The organism is Bradyrhizobium sp. USDA 3240, from assembly GCF_054063295.1.
Genome location: NZ_JBSSGD010000002.1, coordinates 8,089,884 through 8,109,383, shown reverse-complemented (window position 1 = coordinate 8,109,383; position 19,500 = coordinate 8,089,884). Strand labels below are relative to the sequence as shown.

Here is a 19,500-nt window from a genome sequence, read left to right as displayed (position 1 = left end):
GCCGAGTTTGCGGACAGCCCTTACGGCCGCGTCGACATGTTGCTCGGCGGGCCGGCCTTGCGGATCGGCTCGGCCAGGCGCGCGAACTCGCAGAGCAGCGAGCGCGTCTTGCGCGGATCGATCACCTCCTCGACCCAGAACTTCTCGGCCGAGCGGAACGGCGAGCGCAGCTTGTTGAGACGGTCCTCGATCTCGCGCAGCTTGGCGGCGGGATCGGCGGCCGCATCGATCTCGGCGCGATAGGCCGCCTCGATGCCGCCCTCGAGCGGCAGCGAGCCCCAATAGGCCGACGGCCAGGCATAACGCATCGAGAACCGATTGGCCGGCTGATGCACCACACCGGCGACGCCGAAGGCGTTGCGGATGATGATGGTGCACCAGGGCACGGTGCTCTGGTTGACCGCCGCCATCGCGCGCACGCCGTGGCGGATGGTCGCCGACTTCTCCGCCTCGAGGCCGATCATGAAGCCGGGGCAGTCCATCAGATAGACCACCGGCAGGTGGAAGGTCTCGGCGAAATCGACCCAGCGCACCACCTTGGCGCAGGCATCCGCCGTCCACGAACCGCCGTAGTGGAAGGGATCGCTGGCGAGCAGCAGCACCGCCCTGCCCTCGATCCGCGCCAACCCGGTGATCACGGGCCGGCCGAAATTGGCGGCGACCTCAAAGAACGAGCCCTTGTCGACGACCGCATCGATGATCGGCCGCATCTTGTAGACCTGCTTGCGGTTGCGCGGCACGGCCTTCAGCAGCGACTCCTCGGCACGTTCCGGATCGTCGGTGCAGGGAATGGTCGGCGGCAGATCGTAGACCGACGCCGGCAGATAGGACAGGAAGCGCCGCGCGTAGTCGAACGCCTCTTCCTCCGTCTCGACCGCCTGGTCGATCGCACCGGCGCGGGTTTGGATGTCGGCGCCACCGAGCTCCTGCTTGGTCAGATCCTGGCCGAGCCGCTTCACCACTGGCGGGCCGGCGACGAACATCGCGGAGCTCTTGGTCATGACAGAGTAATGCGTGGCCGCCAGCCGCGCGGCGCCGAGGCCCGCGACCGATCCGAGCCCAAGACCGACCACCGGCACGCGCGCCAGATTGGCGGTCGTGTACCAGTACCAGCGCGTGCCGCCGACACCGCCGGGCAGATTGGCCGCGCCCCTCGTCTCGATCGTCTTCACCGACCCGCCGCCGCCGGAGCCTTCGATCACGCGGACGATCGGCAGGCGGAAGTCGTGCGCCATCTCCTCCGCCATCAGCGGCTTGGCGGAAATCGATGCGTCCGCCGAGCCGCCGCGCACGGTGAAATCGTCGCCGACCACGACCACGGTGCGACCGTCGACCCTGGCGCGGCCGAACACGCAGTTCGCCGGCGTCAGATGCTTGAGTTCGTTGCTCTCGTCGTATTCGGCGATGCCGGAGATGGCACCGACCTCATGGAAGCTGTTCTGGTCGACGAGCTTGTCGATACGCTCACGAACCGTGAGCCGGCCCTGGTCGCGTTGCCGCTTGACCTTGTCGACGCCTCCCATCTCCCGCGCGAACGCTTCGCGCCGGGCGAGGTCGTCGAGTTCCGGCTTCCAGTTCATTCATTGCCTCCGTCTTGATGATTTTGTTGTTGTTATGGGTGGCCACCGGGAGTGACTTGCGTTCGATCCGATTGCTGAAGATGTCGCCGTCGGCGCCTTCGAGCAGGCTGCCTACCGCGGCGGCGAGGTCGACCATCAGCGGCGCGACCTCGCGATGCAGCCGCTGCTCGTCATACATCGCCGAGAGCAGGCCGATCGTGGTGACCACATAGGTCTGGTATTGCGGCGACCACAGCGGCACCGCGACGCCGTTGATGTGCGGGCTCCACAGACCGCAGGCGACGACATAGCCGTGCTCCTGCAAATGACGGCGGTTGGCCGCGATGCGCGGCGTCAGCATCTTGGCGCTGTCCGGCAACTCGCCTTCCATCTCTGCGATCAGCGCATCACCGATCGCGGGATCTAGCGCCGCAGTATAGGCGTGGCCGGCGGCGGTGGTCGCCATCGAGATGCGGCTGCCGGTGGCTTCATGCAGGCCGAGCGCGTTCGCCGCCCGGGCGAACTCGAGATAGACCAGCTGAAAGCGGTCGGGGATCACGAAGCCCACGGTGCCGGGCAACTGATCCGCGACATCCTGCAAACGCAGTCGGATCAGGTTGCGCAGCTGCAAGCCTTTCATCATCGAGGTGCTCATCGCGACCGCGCTCGGGCCGATGCGATATTTCTGATCGCGCGGCAGATAGACCAGCTGCCCCATTCGCGTCAGCGTGTGCGTCAAGCGCGACACCGTCGAACGCGGCAGGCCGCAGCGGTTCGAGATTTCGAGATTGCCGAGCCGGGCTTCGTGCCCCTCGAAGCACCGCAACACGTCAAACGCGCGCGACACCACCTGGATGACATCGCCATCGCCAGTCTCGCTGGCGAGCATTCCCTGCCGGCTAAGCCGTTCCGAGCGCCGTCCCATTTGTTTTGGCTCCATTCCGTCATGCGGAATAAAATTCCACTTGCAGATGAAGCTACCTCAGGCAATCTGCCGCCACAACAAAAAGCCGTTCGCCGGATGAAATTTCCGCAAGACGGTATCGGAGAGTGGAATGCCAGAGATCAAGGTTGTGACCGAAGTTGCCGGGCGCGTTTGCGCGCTTCCCGTTGAAGCCGGCAGCAGCATCGGCGACGGCGACGAGATCGCGTTCGTCGAAGCGATGAAGATGGAGATCCCGGTCACGTCGACGACAGCAGGCAAAATCAAGTCGATTTTGGTCAAGATTGACGACGTCATCGCCGAAGGCCAGGCCGTCGCGATCGTCGAGACCTGAGCGCGGCCGTCGAGCCGCTCGGCTCGGACCAAATTCCCGGATGTCATGTGATCGGCGGTGGTTCCTCTGGGAGTCGCACGGCGTCGCAAGCTGTTTCGCTTTCGAAACATTCTCGACCCGAACGTTTCGTATGGCGACACAATCGCCGAGCAAGCGCTCGTTTTGTGAACATCTGTTCGAAAACCGACAGCCTCCAGTTGGCGCCTGCTCGCCTCCGCACCCGGCCGATGCCGATGCGCGCTCGGTTGCGCGCGCCCTGATTGCGTTGCACAACAGGAGGCGATGAAACGATCGCCTCCTCCCGTCACCGCCACCACCACGGCCTGGTCCAGCTCGAAGCCGCCGCTGCTGCGGTTTCTGCACACTTGTTACGCAGACTTCCTTCCGGAGGCCGGCGGCGCAGTGGCCGACTACATCCCCGAGCTCGGCAAGGCCGACCCTGCCCATTTTGGCATCAGCCTGGCGACGCTCGACGGTCATGTCTACGAGGTCGGCGACACCAGGGTGCCGTTCACCATCCAATCGATGTCAAAGCCGTTCGTGTTCGCGCTGGCGCTGGACACGCTGGGCGCCGAGCGGGTGGAAAGCGTGATCGGCGTCGAACCCTCGGGCGATCCCTTCAACTCGATCCGGCTCAATGCCGATAACCACCCGTTCAATGCGATGGTGAATGCCGGCGCGATCGCCTGCTCCGGCCTGCTTCATGCCGACAAGGGCGACGGCGCGTTCGACTACATCCGCCAGGCGCTCGGCCGCTTCGCCGGCCGCGAGCTCGACGTCGACGAGGCGGTGTATGCCTCCGAAAGCGCCACCGGCGACCGCAACCGGGCGATCGGCTATCTCCTGCGCACCAACAGCGTGATCACCGAAAACGTGCCTGCGGTGCTCGACGTCTATTTCCGGCAATGCGCCATCCTCGTCACCGCGCGCGACACCGCCGTGATGGCGGCGACGCTGGCCAACCGCGGCATCAATCCGCTGACCGGCGAGCAGGTGGTGACGCCCTACGCGATCGCGCGCACGCTGTCGGTGATGACCTCGTCGGGCATGTATGATTACGCCGGCGAATGGATCTACCGCGTCGGCATCCCCGCCAAGAGCGGGGTCGGCGGCGGCATTCTGGCGGCGCTGCCGGCGCGGCTCGGGCTCGGCAGCTACTCGCCGAAGCTCGACAAGCACGGCAACAGCGTGCGCGGCATCAAGGTCTGCGAGGCGCTGTCGGCGCATTACGACCTGCACATGCTGAACCGCAGCGACGACGCCCGCCACAGCATCATCGCCGACTACAACATCGGCAAGAACCCGTCACGCCGGGTGCGACGGCCGCAGGAGCAGGAGATCCTGGCAAAGCACTTCCAGGAGGTCCGCGTGATCGAGCTGGTCGGCACGCTGTCGCTCTCCAATGTCGACTATGTCTCGCGCCGCCTCGCCGGCAGCCCGCGACCGGAGTTCGTGATCTTCGACCTCCGCCGTGTCACCGCGACGACCCGCGCCGGCGCACGGCTGGTGGCGGAAGCCTTTCAGGAGCTGGCCGAGCTCGGCGTCACCGTGATCCTCTCTGGCATCAAGCGGGCCTCGCGCGAATGGACCACGATCAGCGAGTGGACCAACCGGCTCGGCAATATCAGGGATTTCTATCTGCTCGACACCGCGATCGAATGGGCCGAGGACCAGATCGTCTACCGCTATGGCGGCTCGATCGACTTCCTCGAGACCACGGAGCTTGCCGAGCAGCCACTGCTCGCCGGATTGAGCGAGCGGGAGATCGCAGACATCGCCTCGCTCTGCACGGTCAGGACCTACCAGCCGAATGAAAAGATCATCGCCGCGGACCGTGAGGCGACCTCGCTGTTCTTCCTGCGCAGCGGCGTGGTCCATGTCACCCTGCCCGACGGCATCCGGCTTGCGACCCTGACCGCCGGCATGGCGTTCGGCGAGATGGCGCTGCTCGAGACGAAGCGCTCTGCGGACGTGATCGCCGACATGTCGGCGACGGCCTATGAGGTCGCGATTGGGGATTTCGAGCGCTTCCGCGAGCAGCACCCGCGCGCCGGCGAGCGGATCATGCGCAACCTCGCGCAGATCCTGGCCGAGCGGCTGATCGTGGCGAATGCGAAGGTGGATCTGCTGACGTCGGGGTAGGTCTTGCTTCCCCCTCTCCCCGTTCTTACGGGGAGAGGGCTGGGGTGAGGGGCTGCCTCAGCAAAATGACTTCGAGTCGGACTCGCGGAGACTCCCCCTCACCCGGACCGCATTCCGCTTCGCTTCATGCGCTCCGGCCTCTCCCCGCAAGCGGGGCGAGGCGAAGAACTGCCCGGCGCGAGCCGTTCAGCTCACGACTTCCGTCACCGGCTGCATGTCGATCTCGAACGTCTCGAGAAATTTCGATGTCATGATGTAGAAGCCGACCGAGAGCTGCAGCTCGATCAGCGCGGCCGGCGTCAACAGTGCCGCGATCGCCTTGAAGGTCGCATCCGTCGGCTTCTTCAGCTTGACGATCTCGTCGGTGAAGGTCAGCGCCGCACGCTGCACCTCGTTGAAGCAGCTCGCCGACTGCCAGTTCTCCAGCGCGGCGTTCTGCTCATCGGTGACACCCACATTCTTGCCGATGCGCTTGTGCGCGACGATCTCATACGGCGCCTCGCAGAGAATGCCGGTGCGCGTGATCGCAAGCTCGCGCACGATCGGATCGAGCTCGCCCTTGTGGCGGATCGCGCCGCCGAGCCGGCAATATTGTTCAAAGTAGCTCGGTGAATGCGCCATCATGCGAAAGATGTTGGCGTTGCGGTTCTTGTCGAGGATCTCGCGGGTGCGCGCGCTTGCCTTCGCGGGATCGGAGTAGTCGATACGGGCCATTTCCTAACCTTGATCTCTGTCGTTTCTGTCTGGTTCCGAAACAGTATCCGCCGACCGTCGCAGGAGCAACACGCGCAAGTCAAATTGCCGCCGCATTCCCAGACAACCCTGACACGGTCGATATTCGCTGAGTGGGGACTCATCAAAAGCGAATGCTCGACGCGGGGTGTTCCGAGTAAAAAATCTGGCCGTCGTGCGCGCAATTTGCGCCACGATGAGTCACGCCCAAGTCTAGGGGAAACGCATGAAGGAAGCCACCAAGAGGGCGGCCTCGGAAGCGCTTGCGCAAATGCTGGCGGTGACGGCGATGCTCGTCATCGCCAGCTTTGTCTTTTATTGGCACTGAGGCATGATCCGGAAAGGTGTGTAGCGGTTTTCCTCGCGACAAACGCGTAGCGCTTGCGCGGAGATCATGCCCAAACAAGCTATCCGTAGACTAAGAGGGGCAAGAGCGAACCAGTTCAGCCTGGTCTTGCGTTCTGACTGGATCGTTCAGCCCCTCATCTTGCCTTTGCGAAATACGGAACCAGCCGTCCCGCGAATTGCGTGAAGCGCGCCAAAACCTTGTCGCCGATCGCGAGATCGTTGTCGCCATGCGCCATCATGCGAAAGCCCTCGTCGGCATCCACGAGCAGGATGTTGTAGGGCACATGCGCCCGGGTCTCCGGCGTTGCGGCGCGGCAGACCAGTGACGTCGCATACACCGTCCCTGCTCCGCTCGCGCGATGCTCGGTAAGATCAGTTGCGCCGCAGGCCGCGCAGAAGCTGCGGCGGAAATATTGCCGCGCGCCGCAGGCGTTGCAGGTCTGGTAGACGATGGCTTCCGCGCCCTTGGTCCAGTCAGCGATCGCTTCACTCATCGCACACGCTCCAGGAACATGCTGACATGGGAGGACAGCACGCCGCCGTCGCCATGCAGCAGCGCCACCGAGGCGTCGCGCACCTGGCGATTGTCGGCGCGGCCGGTCATCTGCAGATGGGTTTCGACCAGATGCGCCATCGCGCCGCCGACGCCGCAATGGCCGTAGCTGAGCAGGCCGCCATGGGTGTTGAGCGGCATCTCTCCATCCCGGTTGAAGTAGCCGGCGCGCACCCGCGCCGCCGCCTCGCCGCGCTTGGCAAGGCCGAGATCTTCCAGCAGCATCGCCAGTGTGATCGTGAAGCTGTCGTAGACCGCAGCGTAGCGCACGTCCGATATCGCCATGCCCGACACCGCTTTCGCCTTCGCGATCGAAATCTCCGCACCCAGCTCGCTCAGCGCGGGCGCAGCCGTGATGTGCTGATGGGTGTGCGCCTGGGCGCAACCGCGGACGCGAACCTGACGCTCGCTGGTCGCCTCGCGGCTGATCACGCAGGCCGCGCCGCCGTCAGACACCGGGCAGCAGTCGAGCAGCTTGAGCGGCATCGCCACCGGCTTCGAGGCCATCACGTCGGCAACCGTGATCGGCTCGTGGAATTGGGCGCCGGGATGCTTCAGGGCGTGCTTGCGCATCAGCACCGCGAACTCGGCGAGGTCTTCCTGCGTGAGCCCGTATTCATGCATGTAGCGCGTCGCGACCAGGCCGTAATAGGCCGGGATCGTAGGCCCCAGCGTCACCTCGTAGTCGGGATGGCCGACCTGGGCCAGCGCCTGGATCGAGGCGTCACGGCTCTGTCCGGTCAGCCGGTTCTCGCCGCCGACCACCAGCACGTGTTTTGCCACCCCGGCGTCGACCAGGTGATGCGCCAGCATGGTCATCGCGAGGCCTGTGGCGCCGCCGACCTGGACGGCGTGGGCATAGGACGGGCGAATGCCGAAATGCTCGGCGAAAACCGTCGCCAGCATGATGTGCGGCGAGACGGTGGAGTAACCGCAGAGGATGCCGTCGATGTCGGAGCGCTTCAGCCCGGCATCGGAAATCGCCAGCTCGGCCGCCTTGCTCATCAGGTCGAGCGAGGACAGGCCCTCATGCTTGCCGTAGGACGTGAGGCCGACGCCGGTGACGAAGCTCATCTGTTCACCTCGATCCGCTGTCATTCCGGGATGGTCCGAAGGACCAGACCCGGAATCTCGAGATTCCGGGTTCGATGCTGCGCATCGCCCCGGAATGACGGGTTAACATCAATACGACTTCGGAAGGCCGAGCACCTTCTCGCCGATGAAGCTGAGGATGAGCTGCGGGCTGATCGGCGCGATGCGCGGGATCAGCGATTCCCGCAAATAGCGCTCGACGTGATATTCCTTGGCATAGCCGAAGCCGCCATGGGTCATCACCGCCTGCTCGCAGGCGTGGAAGCCGGCTTCCGCCGCGAGATATTTTGCCGAGTTCGCGGCCGGGCCGCAGGGCAGGTTCTGGTCGTATTGCCAGCCGGCGCGCAGCACCATCAGCCAGGCAGCCTCGAGCTCCATCCAGCACTTCGCCAGCGGATGCTGGATCCCCTGGTTCATGCCGATCGGGCGGTTGAACACGATGCGGCCCTTGGCATATTCCGACGCCCGCTTCAGCGCGATCTGGCCGAGGCCGACCGCTTCAGCCGCGATCAGGATGCGCTCGGGGTTCATGCCGTGCAGGATGTATTCGAAGCCGCGGCCCTCCTCGCCGATGCGGTCCTCGACCGGGATCTCGAAATTCTCGAAGAACAGCTCGTTGGAGTCGACCGGCTTGCGGCCCATCTTCTCGATCTCGTGCACGGTGACGCGCTTGCGGTCGAAGTCGGTGTAGAACAGGCTGAGGCCGTGTGTCGCGCTGCGCACCTCCTCAAGCGGGGTGGTTCGCGCGAGCAGCAGGATCTTGTTGGCGACCTGCGCGGTCGAGATCCACACCTTCTGGCCGTTGACGATGTATTTGTTGCCCTGGCGCACGGCGCGGGTCTTGAGCTGGGTGGTGTTGAGGCCGGTGTTGGGCTCGGTCACCGCGAAGCAGGACTTGTCGCGGCCGTCGATGATCGGCGGCAGCATGCGCTGGCACTGCTCCTTGGTGCCGAACACGACAACCGGATTGAGCCCGAACACGTTCATGTGCACAGCCGATGCGCCGGACATGCCGGCGCCGGATTCGGAGATCGTGCGCATCATGATCGCGGCATCGGTGATGCCGAGGCCGGAGCCGCCGTACTCCTCGGGAATGCAGATGCCGAGCCAGCCGGCATCGGCCAGCGCGCGGTGGAAGTCGGCCGGATAACCGCCCTCCTTGTCCTTCTTCAGCCAATAGGCCTCGTCAAAGCGCGAGCAGATCTTGGCGACGGCGTCGCGGATCGATTCCTGGTTGGCGGAGAGTGCGAAATCCATCTGTCGTGCTCCTATGCCTTCACCACTTTGGCCGCGCCGTCGCGCACCATCGCCGCGATCTCGTCAGTCGAGAAACCTGCCTCGCGCAAAATCTCCGCGCTGTGCTCGCCGAGCCGCGGCGCGAGCCGGCTCGGCTCGACCTTGGTCTCCGACCATCGCGCCGACGGCGTCATGCTGCGGATACGGCCCTCGGTCGGGTGGTCGATCACGGGGAAGACGCCGGTCGCGACCATGTGCGGATCCTCGAGCAAGCTCTCGAGATCGTGCATCGGCATCACGGGCACGTCGGCCTTCTCGAGGATCTCGTTCCACTCGGCCGTGGTTTTGGTCTGCAGGATGCGCGCGAGTTCAGCGTAGACGACATCGATGTTGGTGGCGCGGCCGGCGAAGGTCGCGAATTTCGGATCGCTGCGCAGATCGTCGCGGCCGGTCGCCTTGAAGAAATTCTCCCACTGCTTGTCGTTGTAGACGATCACGCAGATATAGCCGTCCAAGGTCTTGTAGGGCCGCCGGTCCGGCGACAGATGCCGCGCATAGCCGCCCTTGTCGAGCGGCGGATCGTAGGTCAGGCCGCCCATATGGTCGCCCATGACGAAGCCGGCCATGGTCTCGAACATCGGAATGTCGACGCGCTGGCCCTGCCCGGTCCGGTCGCGATGCACGAGGCTCGCGCAGATCGCGCCGACCGCGGTGAGGCCGACGATGCGATCGACCAGCGCATTCGGCACGTAGCGCGGCACGCCATCCGAGGTCTGCGCCATCAGCGCCGGCAGCGCGGTGGCGCCCTGGATCAGGTCGTCATAAGCGGGCTTGGCGGCATAGGGTCCCTCCTGGCCGAAGCCGAACACGCCGGCATAGATCAGCCGCGGGTTGACCTTGGCGACGACGTCGTAACCGAGCTGCAGCCGCGCCATCGCCTGCGGCCGCACATTGTAGACCAGCACATCGGCCTGCGCGATCAACCGCAGCACGGCCTCGCGCCCCGCCGGCTTCTTCAGATCGAGGCAGACCGAACGCTTGCTGCGGTTGGTGTTGAGGAACACCGGCCCCATGCCGGGATGCCGTGTCGGACCGATCTGCCGCGTCACGTCGCCGTCAGGCGATTCCACCTTGATGACATCGGCGCCGTAGTCGCCGAGCATCTGGGTGGCATAGGGTCCCATCAGCACGGTCGTCATATCGACGACCTTGATACCCTGCAGTGGTCCCATCTTGCTGTTCGCTCCCGGATGTTCTGGTTACGCAGCTAGTAACGGGAGCGCTTCGCCGAGATCAAGCTGCGCCGGGCGTATGGGCGTATGCGCGGCGGCGGCCGGATCGTTTCCGCGCGGCGGAACGCAGGGCGGGCAAGATGAAGCCCACCGCCGGCCCGACGCCGGTTACTGCCCGGTCATCGCCTCGCGCGCCTTCAGGAGCCTCTCCAGTTCCGCATTCTGCTGCTCGAGCCGTTCGGCGATGCGCTCCTCGACTTCGGCGCCGGCGGCACCCGCGGCCTGCTCGATCAGCTGCCTGATATTGTCCCGGAGGATTGCGATCCGATCGTTCACTTCCGACAGCGACAGGGACGTCTCGATACCCATGGTCCGTTCTCCCGGTGACAGGCGCAAGCAGCTTAGCGCGGCGGGAGGTCGCGGCCTATCCCTTTGCAGATTCCTTGGCCGATCCCTTTGGCCTATCCTTGGGCCATCATCTCCCGCAGCGCGGTCTTCAGCACCTTGCCATAATTGTTCTTCGGCAGGGCATCGAGATAGACATAGCGCTTCGGCCGCTTGAAGCGGGCGATCGAGGCAAGGCAATGCGCGTCGAGCCTGCCGTCGTCGGCGGCAGCACCCTCCTCGAGCACGACGCAGGCGACGACGATCTCGCCCCATTCCGGATCCGGCACACCAATCGCCGAGACCTCTCGGACATCAGGATGCGTCAGCAGCGCTTCCTCGACCTCGCGCGGATAGATGTTGGTGCCGCCGGAGATGATCACATCCTTGGAGCGGTCCGACAGCGTCAGGAAGCCGTCGGCGTCGAGCCGGCCGACATCGCCGGTGCGCAGCCAACCGTCCTTCAGCGTCTCGGCGTTGGCCTTCGGATTGTTCCAGTAGCCGAGCATCACGGTTAAGCCCTTGACCTCAATCTCGCCGGTCTCGCCTGCGGCGAGCGGCTTGCCGTCTTTGCCGGTGATGCGCACGGTGACGACGCTCTGGGCGGTGCCGACCGACGCCAGCCGCTCGAGATAGCGCGGATGATCGCTCGCGCGATGCCAGTCGCGCGACAGCGCCGTGATCGTCATCGGCGACTCGCCCTGGCCATAGATCTGCACGAAGCGCTGGCCCATGGTCGCGATCGCATCGGTGATGTCGGCGGTGTACATCGGCCCGCCGCCATAGATGATGGTGCGCAGCCCCTCGCCGTTCTCGCCGCGCTTCTTCGCGGCATCAACCAGGCGGCGCACCATGGTGGGCGCCGCGAACATCACGACATTGTCGAGCTGACGGCCGAGGTTGAGCACCTCGTCCGGATCGAAGCCGCCGGACTCGGGAACGACGTGGCGGCCGCCCATCCGGACATGCGGGAAATTGTAGAGGCCGGCGCCATGCGAGATCGGTGCGGCATAGAGCGAGGCATCGTGCGGCGTCGCCGGATCGACGTCGGCCAGATAGCACAGCGACATCGCGAGCAGATTGCCGTGGCTGAGCATCACGCCCTTGGGGCGGCCGGTGGTGCCGGATGTATAGAACAGCCAGGCGAGATCATTGCTTTCGCGCGGCAATGGCGCAGGCGGCCCCTCGCCGCTTCGCATCGCCTTGTAAGCGTCGCTGTCAACCGACAGCATGGTCATGCCGGCGGGGCAATCGTCCTTCGCCTCAAGCAGGGCACCGATCGTGTCGTCGGAGACGAAAGCCAGTTTGGCGCCGCCATTGCCGCAGATCCACGCCGCCTCGCGGCCGTGCAGCTTGGCGTTGATCGGCATTGCCGCGGCGCCGATCCACCAGATGCCATAGAGGCATTCGAGATATTGCGTGCAGTTCGATGCGAACAGCGCGATGCGGTCGCCGGCGGCAATGCCGTGATCGCGCGCCAGCGCCGCCCCGATCGAGGCGGCGCGGCGGGCAAAGGTTGCATAATCAGCGTCGAGGTCGAACCCGGTCAGCAGCGCCGGCGCATCGGGACGCGCCCGCGCCGTCGCCGCCAGCCATTCGGCAATGTTCATCGCACTAGCCCCAAGCAAGCTGTCATGCCCGGGCTTGACCCGGGCATCCACGTCTTTGGCGCCACGTAAAGAAGGAAGACATGGATGGCCGGGTCAAGCCCGGCCATGACGAATGAAGAGAATGTCGCCTACTTCAGCGGCTCGAGGATCGAGACGTAGTTGGCGACCGCAGCACCGCCCATGTTGAAGATGCCGCCGATCTGCGGGTTCTTGAGCTGCATGCCCTCGGGTGCCTGGCCTGAGAGCTGCATCGCGCTCATCACGTGCATGGAGACGCCGGTGGCGCCGATCGGATGGCCCTTAGCCTTGAGGCCGCCGGACGGATTGACCGGCAGCTTGCCGTCCTTCTGGGTCCAGCCTTCCATGATCGCGCGCGCGCCCTGGCCCTTCGGCGTCAGGCCCATCGCTTCATATTCGATCAGTTCGGCGACCGTGAAGCAGTCGTGGGTCTCGACGAAGGAGAGATCGGAGAGCTGCAGGCCGGCCTTTTGCAGCGCGCGCTGCCAGGCGGTGGTGCAGCCTTCGAACTGCAGGATGTCGCGCTTCGACATCGGCAGGAAGTCCTGCGCGTGGGCGGTGGCGCGGATGTTCACGGCCTTGCCCATGGTCTTGGCGGTCTCGGCATCGGTCAGCACCAGTGCGGCTGCGCCATCCGACACCAGCGAGCAATCGGTGCGCTTCAAGGGACCGGCAACGAACGGATTCTTCTCGCTCTCGGCGCGGCAGAACTCGAAGCCGAAATCCTTGCGCATCTGCGCGTAAGGATTGGCGACGCCATTCTTGTGGTTCTTGGCGGCGATCATCGCCAACGCATCCGACTGGTCGCCGTATTTCTGGAAATAGGCCTGCGCGATCTTGCCGAACACGCCTGCAAAGCCGCCGACCGTGTCGCCGTCCTCGGGCAGATACGACGCCTTCAGGAGGTTCTTGCCTATCTCCGGACCCGGCGTCTTCGTCATCTGCTCGACGCCGACGACAAGCACGATCTTCGCGGCGCCCGCCTCGATGGCGCGGATGCCCTGATGCACGGCGGCCGAGCCCGTGGCGCAGGCGTTCTCGACGCGGGTGGTCGGCTTGAAGCGCAGCGCAGGATTGGCCTGCAGCACCAGCGAGGCCGTAAAGTCCTGCGGCGAGAAGCCGGCGTTGAAGTGGCCGAGCATGATTTCGTCGACGTCGGATGCGGCAATGCCGGCGTCCGCTAGCGCTTCGTTGGCGACCTTGACCACGAGGCCCTCGACGGTCTCGGCGTCGAACTTTCCGAATGGCGTGTGCGCCCAACCCACAATGCTGGCGGTCATGGCCGTATCTCCCTGTTCCTGTTCAGGGAGTTATGTAGCGTATCTTCAGGCCGCTTTCAGCGTTTTCATCGCCTTCGCGCACATGGCGGTTATGCCCGCCCAGTTGCCGGCGCGGATATCGGCTGCCGGGCACAGCCAGGAGCCGCCGACCGCCAGCACATTGGGCTCGGCAAGCCAGGTCGCCGCGTTGGCCTCGCCGATGCCTCCGGTCGGGCAGACCCTGACGTTCGGGAATGGACCGGCCAAGGCGCGCAGTGCCTTGATACCGCCGACCTGCTCGGCGGGGAAGAATTTGACGACGTCGAAACCGTGCGCCAGCGCCTGCATCAACTCGGAGGCGGTTGCGATCCCCGGCGCGAAAGGCAGCCGGCCGGCAGCGACCGCTTTCAACAACTCGGGCGTCGCGCCCGGGCTGATGCCGAATTTGGCGCCGAGCGCCTCGGCGCGCGCCAGATCGTCACCATTGAGGATCGTGCCGATCCCGACCACCGCGTCGGGCACCTCTGATATGATGGCCTTGGCCGCATCGACCGCGACCGCCGTCCGCAGCGTCACCTCGAGCGTCCGCACGCCGCCCGCGACCAGCGCCCTGGCGAGCGGTACCGCGTCGGCAAGCCGCTCGATGGTCAGCACCGGGATCACGGTGGCCTGACGGATCAGCTCGGCGATCTGCTCCTGCTTCGATGTCGTTGTCATTGCGAGGCCTTGCGGGATGGTGGGGGACGAGGCGCCTTCTTCGGCGGCATGGCGTAGCGGGGAATGATCGCACCGGGATAGCAGACCACGACGCCGGCCAGACGATGGCCGGCGCGCGCCGCCTCCTCGGGCTCGGCGCCGCCGAGCCGCGCGGCGAGATAGGCCGCGGCAAAACTGTCGCCGGCCGCCGTGGTATCGACCACCGGCTGGGCCAGCGGCTCCGCTCTCACCTCGCGCGTTCCGCCGGCGGAGCGCACGATGCAGGCGGGTTCGGCCAGCTTCAGCACGACCTCGGGGCTCGGGATGCCGGCGAGCAGTGCGGTGTTGCCCTCGCCGGGATAGAGCGGCGCCAGATCCTCGGTCGAGGCCAGCACGATATCGGCGGTCTCGAATGCGCTGCTGAAGACTGTTCGCGCGACATTCAGGTCCGGCCAGCCGCGGGCGCGGAAATTGGTGTCGAACGCAAACCGCGTGCCCAGCAGCCGCGCGCGCTTCAGCGCCGCCATCAGCCGTTCCCGTCCGTCCTCGCGCAGGATCGAGAGCGTGATCGCCGAGAGATAGACGATGTCGTAGGTCGCGAGCGAGTTCAGGAGGTCGGCCGTCTCGGGCAGGTCCATCAGCTCGCGCGCGGCGGCGCTGTCGCGCCAGTGGAAGAAACGCCGTTCACCCTTGTCGTCGGTCTGGATCAGATAGAGCCCGGGCAGCTTGCCTGCCAATCGCGCAACATGCTTGGTGCCGATACCTTCGCTCGCCCAACCCGCGATCATCTCATCGCTCAACACATCATCGCCGAGCGCGGTAATATAATCGATGTGGACGCCGAGCCGGGACAGGTAGACGGCGGTGTTGAGCGTGTCGCCGCCAAAGGCGCGCGAATACAGACCTCCGGGCTGGCCGCCCGGAGCCTGGCGCAGCTCGATCATGCATTCGCCGATGCTGGCGACCCTTGTCATGCCAAGACCCGCGTGCCTGAGCGGAGCTAGGCGGCGAACTTGCCGCCCAGTTCGTCCTCGATGTGGATGCGGATGATGTCGTCGAACGTCTTCTCCGCCGTGGTGAAGCCGAGCTTCAGCGCGCGCTCGGTGGCGAAATCGCGCGGCCAGCCCGAGACGATGCTGATGATGGTCGGATCGGGCACCCGCTTGATCCGCGCGGTGACATTCTTGCCGGCAACGCGCTCCAGCGAGGCGATCTGCTCGCCGACGCTGACACACATCCCGGGCATGCTGAGATTGCGCCGCGGCCCCATCGCGTTGAGGTCCATGGTACCGGCGTGAACCAGGAAGCCGACCGCCGATTTCGGCGAGGCGTGCCAGTGCCGCACGTCCTCGGACACCGGCAGCACCGCCTCCTCGCCCGCCAGCGGCTCGCGGATGATGTTGGAGAAGAAGCCGGACGCCGCCTTGTTCGGCTTGCCCGGACGCACGCATATCGTCGGCAGGCGGATCGATATCGCGTCGAGCAGGCCCTTGCGGGTGTAATCGTTGATCAGGAGCTCGCAGATCGACTTCTGCGTGCCGTAGCTGGTCAGTGGCGTATGGAAGAACTCGTCACCGATCTTCTCGGGGAACGGCGCGCCGAACACCGCGATCGAGGAGGTGAACACCAGCCGCGGCTTGTAGCCGCCGCCGACGGCGCGGATCGCGTCGATCAGGTAGCGGGTGCCGTCGAGATTGATCCGGTAGCCCTTGTCGAACTCGGCCTCCGCCTCGCCAGAGACGATCGCGGCGAGATGGAAGATCACGTCCGGGCGCTCTGCGATCAGGGGCGCCGCGGCGCCGGCGTCGGCGAAATCCGATGCGACGACATTGACCGGGATCGCGGCGTTGACGGGTTTGGCCGGTGCGACCACGTCCTGCAAGGTCATCCTGCTGATGTCCTGCTTGCCGAGCCGGCCCTCACGCAACAGACGCTCGGTCAGCTTGCGGCCGACCATGCCGGCGGCGCCCAGAATCAGAATGTGCACGACCCTGCTCCTTTTCTTCTCTTGTTCGAATTCGTCCGCGGGCCCTGCGCGCTTATTCCTTCACGGCACCCGTCATCGCCGAGACATAATGCTCAACGAAGAAGGCGTAAAGGATAACCAGCGGCAACGAGCCGACCAGCGCTCCCGCCATCAGCGATCCCCATTTGTAGATATCGCCGTCGACGAATTCGTTGACGATGGCAACCGGCACCGTCTTGTTCGGGGTCGATTGCAGGAACGTCAGCGCATAGATGAACTCGTTCCAGCACAGAGTGAACGAGAAAATAAAGGCGGAGATCAGGCCAGGGATCGCCAGCGGCACGATGATCTTCACCAGAATCTGCCAGCGCGACGCGCCGTCGATCAGCGCACACTCCTCGAGCTCATAGGGGATGGTCTTGAAATAACCCATCAGAAGCCAGGTCGAGAACGGGATCAGCAGCGTCGGATAGACCAGGATCAGCGACAGTGGAGAATCGAACAGCCCATAGGCCTGGATCACCGAGGCCAGCGGGATGAACAGGATCGACGGCGGCACCAGATAGGCGAAGAAAATCAGAACGCCGACGGCCTCCGCGCCCTTGAAGCGCAGCCGCGTGATCGCATAGGCCGACAGGACGCTGGCGACGATCGACAGGAAGGTGGCGCCGACAGCGACATACATCGTGTTCCACAGCCAGCGCGGATACTGCGTCTCGAACAGCAGCTTGCTGATGTGCTTGAAGGTCGGATGAACCACCCAGAACGGGTTGAACTTCTCCATGTCGATGAGCTGCTCGTCCGGCTTGATGGACGTCAGCACCATCCAATAGAACGGGAACAGCAGCACCACGAGGATGATGAACAGCGGCAAATAAAGCGTAACGAGGCGCCGCGGCAGCGACTCCAGATAGCTCATGCCCTCGCTGTCGTCGCCGGTCGCGGTCTTCGATTGCAAGGTTGAATCAGTCATTGCTCGATCCTTGCTGCCATTTGCGGCGCTGCATTCCGAACCAGGAGATGGCGATGGCCGCCACCAGGAAGGGAATCATCGCGGTGGCGATCGCGGCGCCCTCGCCCAGCCGACCGCTGATGATGCCGCGCTGATAGCTCAGCGTCGCCATCAGGTGGGTGGCGTTGACCGGGCCGCCGCGGGTCAGCGCCCAGATCAACTGGAAGTCGGTAAAGGTGAACAGCACCGAGAACGTCATGACCACGGCGATGATCGGGGTCAGCAACGGATAGGTGATGAAGCGAAAGCGCTGCCAGTTGGTGGCACCGTCGAGCGTTGCGGCTTCATAGAGCGATGGCGAGACCGTCTGCAGGCCGGCCAACAGGGTGATCGCGACGAAGGGAACGCCGCGCCAGACATTGGCGAAGATCACGCTCGCCCGTGCCCAATCCGTGTCGCCGAGAAAGTTGATGTTGCTGTGGATCAAACCGAGTTTGATCAGCGACCACGAGATGATCGAGAACTGCGAATCGTAAATCCACCAGAACGCGATGGCCGACAGCACGGTCGGCACGATGAACGGGATCAGCACGATCGACCGGATCACGGCCTTGAACGGCATGTGCCTGTTCAACAGCAGCGCGAGATAGAGCCCGATCGCGAATTTGATGGCGCTTGCGATCAGCGTGTAAAGCAAGGTGTTGAACACCGACAGCCAGAAGATCGAGTCGTCCCACAGCCACTGGTAGTTCTCGACACCGACAAAGGCTCCGGCGCGACCGATGCGCTCGTCGGTGAAGCTCATCCAGACGCCGAGGCCGAGCGGATAGGCCAGGAACAGGATCAGGAACGCCGCCGTCGGCAGCATGAACCAGAACGCGGCCCAATTGCGGTTTCCGCTGAGCCGCGACCAAAGCGACGGCTCGCCTGCCGCGGCGGCTTGCGCCGGCATCGATGTCTGGACAGTGCTCATTCGCTCTCAACTCCGAATCAGACGGTGACGCGCGACCGATTTTGGATCGTGCGCCACCTCAGATCGCTCTTGAACTGATGCCGGCACGGCTTGCCGCGCCGGCCGTCACCTAGCGGAAGATGCGCTTGGCCGCGCGTTCGGCCGAGGCCATCGCGGTCTTCACATCCTCGCGTCCGGTGCAATAGTTCGCAAACATGTCGACCACGACGAAGTCGGCAATCGCGGCCGCCGCGTTTTCACTCATCTGCGCCTCGCCAGCCGGGGTCGACGCCGTCTGAGCCACGCTCCGATAGGGCGTCGTCTTCGGGTCGGCCGTCCAGACCGGGTTCTTGTCATAGTCGAGCAGGAAGTGCGACAGGTAGCCCTGCGCCGCTTCGACCCACGGATTGAACTGATCCGGCTCCAGCATGAAGGCCGTGAACGCCTTGCAAGCCTGCGGATACTTCGAGAAGCTGAAGATCAGGATCGGGAAGCCGAGATGCATCTCCCGCGTCTTGCCATCGAGACCGGCCGGCAGGTGGGCATGATTCATGTCTTCGGCGATCTGCGGATTTTCCTTCTTCGCCGTGACGTAGATCGAAATGCCGTTCACGGTGAGGTGAAGCTGCCCGGCAAGGAACGCCTTGTTGTTGGAGCTGTCGTTCCACGACGCGGTACCCGGCACGAAATTGTCATACAGGCCCTTGACGTATTCGAGCGACTTCGCGGTCTCCGGCGAGTTGACGACGACCTTGTTGTCCTTGTCGATCAGCTTGCCGCCATGCGCCCACAGCGCCCAATGCAGCCAGCCGTTGGCATCGCCCGAGGCGTGGCCAAGCGCCATGCCGGCCGGGGTGCCGTTCTTGTTCATGCCCTTTACGAGATCAGCGAAGCCGGCGAGATCCTTCGGGAACTCCTTGTGGCCGGCCTTTTCCATCGCAGCGACGCGATAATTGACCAGCCCGCCGGTGGCGGCGACCGGAATTCCGATCCACTTGCCGTTCAGCATGCCATACGCCTTGCCGGAATCGGCCCAGCCACCGCACTTCTTGCCGAGATAGTCGGCGACGTCGGTCACATCGACACACTTGCTCGGGAACAGGAAGGGCAGCGAATAGAGGCCCCACACCATGTCGAGGCCCTGCCCGGTATTGGCCGCGACCGACGCTTTCGGCTGGATATCGTCGTAGGACTCGTTGGAGACGTTGATCGTAACGTTGTTAGCCTTCTGGAACGCATCGACGATCTTCATGAAGGCCACGTCTTCGGCTTCCACGAAGCGCTTCCAGCGCAGCAGGTTGATCTTGGCGCCCGGCTCCGGCTTCCATTGCGACGTTTGCGCCCAAGCCTTGGCGTAGCCGAGCAGTTGATCGCTCGTCATCGTCGCCGCGGCGGCCAGCATGGTGGCGCCGCCCTTGAGCAACGAGCGGCGGTCAGTATCAAAAATCGACATTGGCAATTTTCTCCCGTTTTTTTGGTTGTCGCTTCAGAC

The 19,500-nt window shown here is 64.6% G+C and carries 18 protein-coding genes; 2 read left to right on the top strand and 16 right to left on the bottom strand.

Features of this window, described 5'->3' with window-relative positions; genetic code table 11:
- Positions 1-20: 20 nt before the first annotated feature.
- Entirely contained in the window at positions 21-1,580 is a 1,560-nt protein-coding gene (locus ACVIGA_RS38610; protein WP_456670147.1) for an acyl-CoA carboxylase subunit beta, read from the bottom strand.
- Entirely contained in the window at positions 1,465-2,484 is a 1,020-nt protein-coding gene (locus tag ACVIGA_RS38605; RefSeq protein ID WP_456670146.1) for an IclR family transcriptional regulator, read from the bottom strand. Before ACVIGA_RS38605 ends, ACVIGA_RS38610 begins: the two co-directional genes overlap by 116 nt.
- Positions 2,485-2,614: 130 nt before the next feature.
- Between ACVIGA_RS38605 and ACVIGA_RS38600 the strand changes: the two genes are divergently transcribed.
- Positions 2,615-2,836 (top strand): acetyl-CoA carboxylase biotin carboxyl carrier protein subunit, encoded by a 222-nt coding sequence (locus ACVIGA_RS38600; RefSeq protein ID WP_223973016.1) that lies wholly within the window; start codon positions 2,615-2,617, stop codon positions 2,834-2,836.
- Between the two features lie 282 nt (positions 2,837-3,118).
- Positions 3,119-4,978, top strand: coding sequence for a glutaminase A (gene glsA / locus ACVIGA_RS38595; RefSeq protein WP_456670145.1), 1,860 nt, complete (start codon positions 3,119-3,121; stop codon positions 4,976-4,978).
- A 186-nt stretch (positions 4,979-5,164) separates the two neighbouring features.
- Here the strand turns inward: glsA and ACVIGA_RS38590 are convergent, their stop codons facing one another.
- From ACVIGA_RS38590 to ACVIGA_RS38525, 14 genes are all read right to left on the bottom strand, one after another.
- Positions 5,165-5,692 (bottom strand): carboxymuconolactone decarboxylase family protein, encoded by a 528-nt coding sequence (locus ACVIGA_RS38590; RefSeq protein ID WP_456670144.1) that lies wholly within the window; start codon positions 5,690-5,692, stop codon positions 5,165-5,167.
- Between the two features lie 500 nt (positions 5,693-6,192).
- Complete coding sequence (locus tag ACVIGA_RS38585) at positions 6,193-6,552, bottom strand: Zn-ribbon domain-containing OB-fold protein (RefSeq protein ID WP_456670143.1); 360 nt, start codon at positions 6,550-6,552, stop codon at positions 6,193-6,195.
- On the bottom strand, positions 6,549-7,685 hold the full coding sequence (locus tag ACVIGA_RS38580; RefSeq protein ID WP_456670982.1) for a thiolase family protein: 1,137 nt from the start codon (positions 7,683-7,685) through the stop codon (positions 6,549-6,551). Before ACVIGA_RS38580 ends, ACVIGA_RS38585 begins: the two co-directional genes overlap by 4 nt.
- A 108-nt stretch (positions 7,686-7,793) precedes the next feature.
- Positions 7,794-8,960: an acyl-CoA dehydrogenase family protein gene (locus ACVIGA_RS38575; protein ID WP_456670142.1), complete on the bottom strand. Its 1,167-nt coding sequence runs from the start codon at positions 8,958-8,960 to the stop codon at positions 7,794-7,796.
- Between the two features lie 11 nt (positions 8,961-8,971).
- Positions 8,972-10,171: a CaiB/BaiF CoA transferase family protein gene (locus ACVIGA_RS38570; RefSeq protein ID WP_212315046.1), complete on the bottom strand. Its 1,200-nt coding sequence runs from the start codon at positions 10,169-10,171 to the stop codon at positions 8,972-8,974.
- 168 nt (positions 10,172-10,339) lie between these two features.
- Complete coding sequence (locus ACVIGA_RS38565; RefSeq protein WP_050404710.1) at positions 10,340-10,540, bottom strand: hypothetical protein; 201 nt, start codon at positions 10,538-10,540, stop codon at positions 10,340-10,342.
- A 92-nt stretch (positions 10,541-10,632) separates the two neighbouring features.
- Entirely contained in the window at positions 10,633-12,165 is a 1,533-nt protein-coding gene (locus tag ACVIGA_RS38560) for a class I adenylate-forming enzyme family protein (RefSeq protein ID WP_456670141.1), read from the bottom strand.
- Between the two features lie 128 nt (positions 12,166-12,293).
- Complete coding sequence (locus ACVIGA_RS38555; RefSeq protein ID WP_456670140.1) at positions 12,294-13,463, bottom strand: acetyl-CoA acetyltransferase; 1,170 nt, start codon at positions 13,461-13,463, stop codon at positions 12,294-12,296.
- A gap of 45 nt (positions 13,464-13,508) precedes the next feature.
- Positions 13,509-14,159 carry a bifunctional 4-hydroxy-2-oxoglutarate aldolase/2-dehydro-3-deoxy-phosphogluconate aldolase gene (gene eda / locus ACVIGA_RS38550; RefSeq protein WP_456670139.1) on the bottom strand — a complete coding sequence of 217 codons (651 nt, stop codon included), beginning with the start codon at positions 14,157-14,159 and terminating at the stop codon, positions 13,509-13,511.
- Complete coding sequence (locus ACVIGA_RS38545) at positions 14,156-15,112, bottom strand: sugar kinase (RefSeq protein ID WP_456670138.1); 957 nt, start codon at positions 15,110-15,112, stop codon at positions 14,156-14,158. Before ACVIGA_RS38545 ends, eda begins: the two co-directional genes overlap by 4 nt.
- Positions 15,113-15,138: 26 nt before the next feature.
- Positions 15,139-16,125 (bottom strand): D-erythronate dehydrogenase, encoded by a 987-nt coding sequence (gene denD / locus ACVIGA_RS38540; RefSeq protein WP_456670137.1) that lies wholly within the window; start codon positions 16,123-16,125, stop codon positions 15,139-15,141.
- Between the two features lie 52 nt (positions 16,126-16,177).
- Positions 16,178-17,077, bottom strand: a complete 900-nt coding sequence (locus tag ACVIGA_RS38535; protein WP_375780501.1) for a carbohydrate ABC transporter permease — start codon at positions 17,075-17,077, stop codon at positions 16,178-16,180.
- Complete coding sequence (locus tag ACVIGA_RS38530; RefSeq protein ID WP_223973080.1) at positions 17,070-18,029, bottom strand: carbohydrate ABC transporter permease; 960 nt, start codon at positions 18,027-18,029, stop codon at positions 17,070-17,072. Before ACVIGA_RS38530 ends, ACVIGA_RS38535 begins: the two co-directional genes overlap by 8 nt.
- A 109-nt stretch (positions 18,030-18,138) precedes the next feature.
- Positions 18,139-19,461 (bottom strand): ABC transporter substrate-binding protein, encoded by a 1,323-nt coding sequence (locus ACVIGA_RS38525; RefSeq protein WP_223973089.1) that lies wholly within the window; start codon positions 19,459-19,461, stop codon positions 18,139-18,141.
- Positions 19,462-19,500: the final 39 nt, after the last annotated feature.

Coding starts and splice junctions, on each gene's coding strand:
- ACVIGA_RS38605 (WP_456670146.1), bottom strand. CDS start 2,484: ATGGGACGGCGCTCGGAACGGCTTAGCCGGCAGGGAATGCTCGCCAGC.
- ACVIGA_RS38575 (WP_456670142.1), bottom strand. CDS start 8,960: ATGGATTTCGCACTCTCCGCCAACCAGGAATCGATCCGCGACGCCGTC.
- ACVIGA_RS38585 (WP_456670143.1), bottom strand. CDS start 6,552: ATGAGTGAAGCGATCGCTGACTGGACCAAGGGCGCGGAAGCCATCGTC.
- ACVIGA_RS38610 (WP_456670147.1), bottom strand. CDS start 1,580: ATGAACTGGAAGCCGGAACTCGACGACCTCGCCCGGCGCGAAGCGTTC.
- ACVIGA_RS38580 (WP_456670982.1), bottom strand. CDS start 7,685: ATGAGCTTCGTCACCGGCGTCGGCCTCACGTCCTACGGCAAGCATGAG.
- ACVIGA_RS38565 (WP_050404710.1), bottom strand. CDS start 10,540: ATGGGTATCGAGACGTCCCTGTCGCTGTCGGAAGTGAACGATCGGATC.
- ACVIGA_RS38560 (WP_456670141.1), bottom strand. CDS start 12,165: ATGAACATTGCCGAATGGCTGGCGGCGACGGCGCGGGCGCGTCCCGAT.
- ACVIGA_RS38590 (WP_456670144.1), bottom strand. CDS start 5,692: ATGGCCCGTATCGACTACTCCGATCCCGCGAAGGCAAGCGCGCGCACC.
- eda (WP_456670139.1), bottom strand. CDS start 14,159: ATGACAACGACATCGAAGCAGGAGCAGATCGCCGAGCTGATCCGTCAG.
- glsA (WP_456670145.1), top strand. CDS start 3,119: ATGAAACGATCGCCTCCTCCCGTCACCGCCACCACCACGGCCTGGTCC.
- ACVIGA_RS38535 (WP_375780501.1), bottom strand. CDS start 17,077: ATGACTGATTCAACCTTGCAATCGAAGACCGCGACCGGCGACGACAGC.
- ACVIGA_RS38545 (WP_456670138.1), bottom strand. CDS start 15,112: ATGACAAGGGTCGCCAGCATCGGCGAATGCATGATCGAGCTGCGCCAG.
- ACVIGA_RS38600 (WP_223973016.1), top strand. CDS start 2,615: ATGCCAGAGATCAAGGTTGTGACCGAAGTTGCCGGGCGCGTTTGCGCG.
- ACVIGA_RS38530 (WP_223973080.1), bottom strand. CDS start 18,029: ATGAGCACTGTCCAGACATCGATGCCGGCGCAAGCCGCCGCGGCAGGC.
- ACVIGA_RS38555 (WP_456670140.1), bottom strand. CDS start 13,463: ATGACCGCCAGCATTGTGGGTTGGGCGCACACGCCATTCGGAAAGTTC.
- ACVIGA_RS38570 (WP_212315046.1), bottom strand. CDS start 10,171: ATGGGACCACTGCAGGGTATCAAGGTCGTCGATATGACGACCGTGCTG.
- ACVIGA_RS38525 (WP_223973089.1), bottom strand. CDS start 19,461: ATGTCGATTTTTGATACTGACCGCCGCTCGTTGCTCAAGGGCGGCGCC.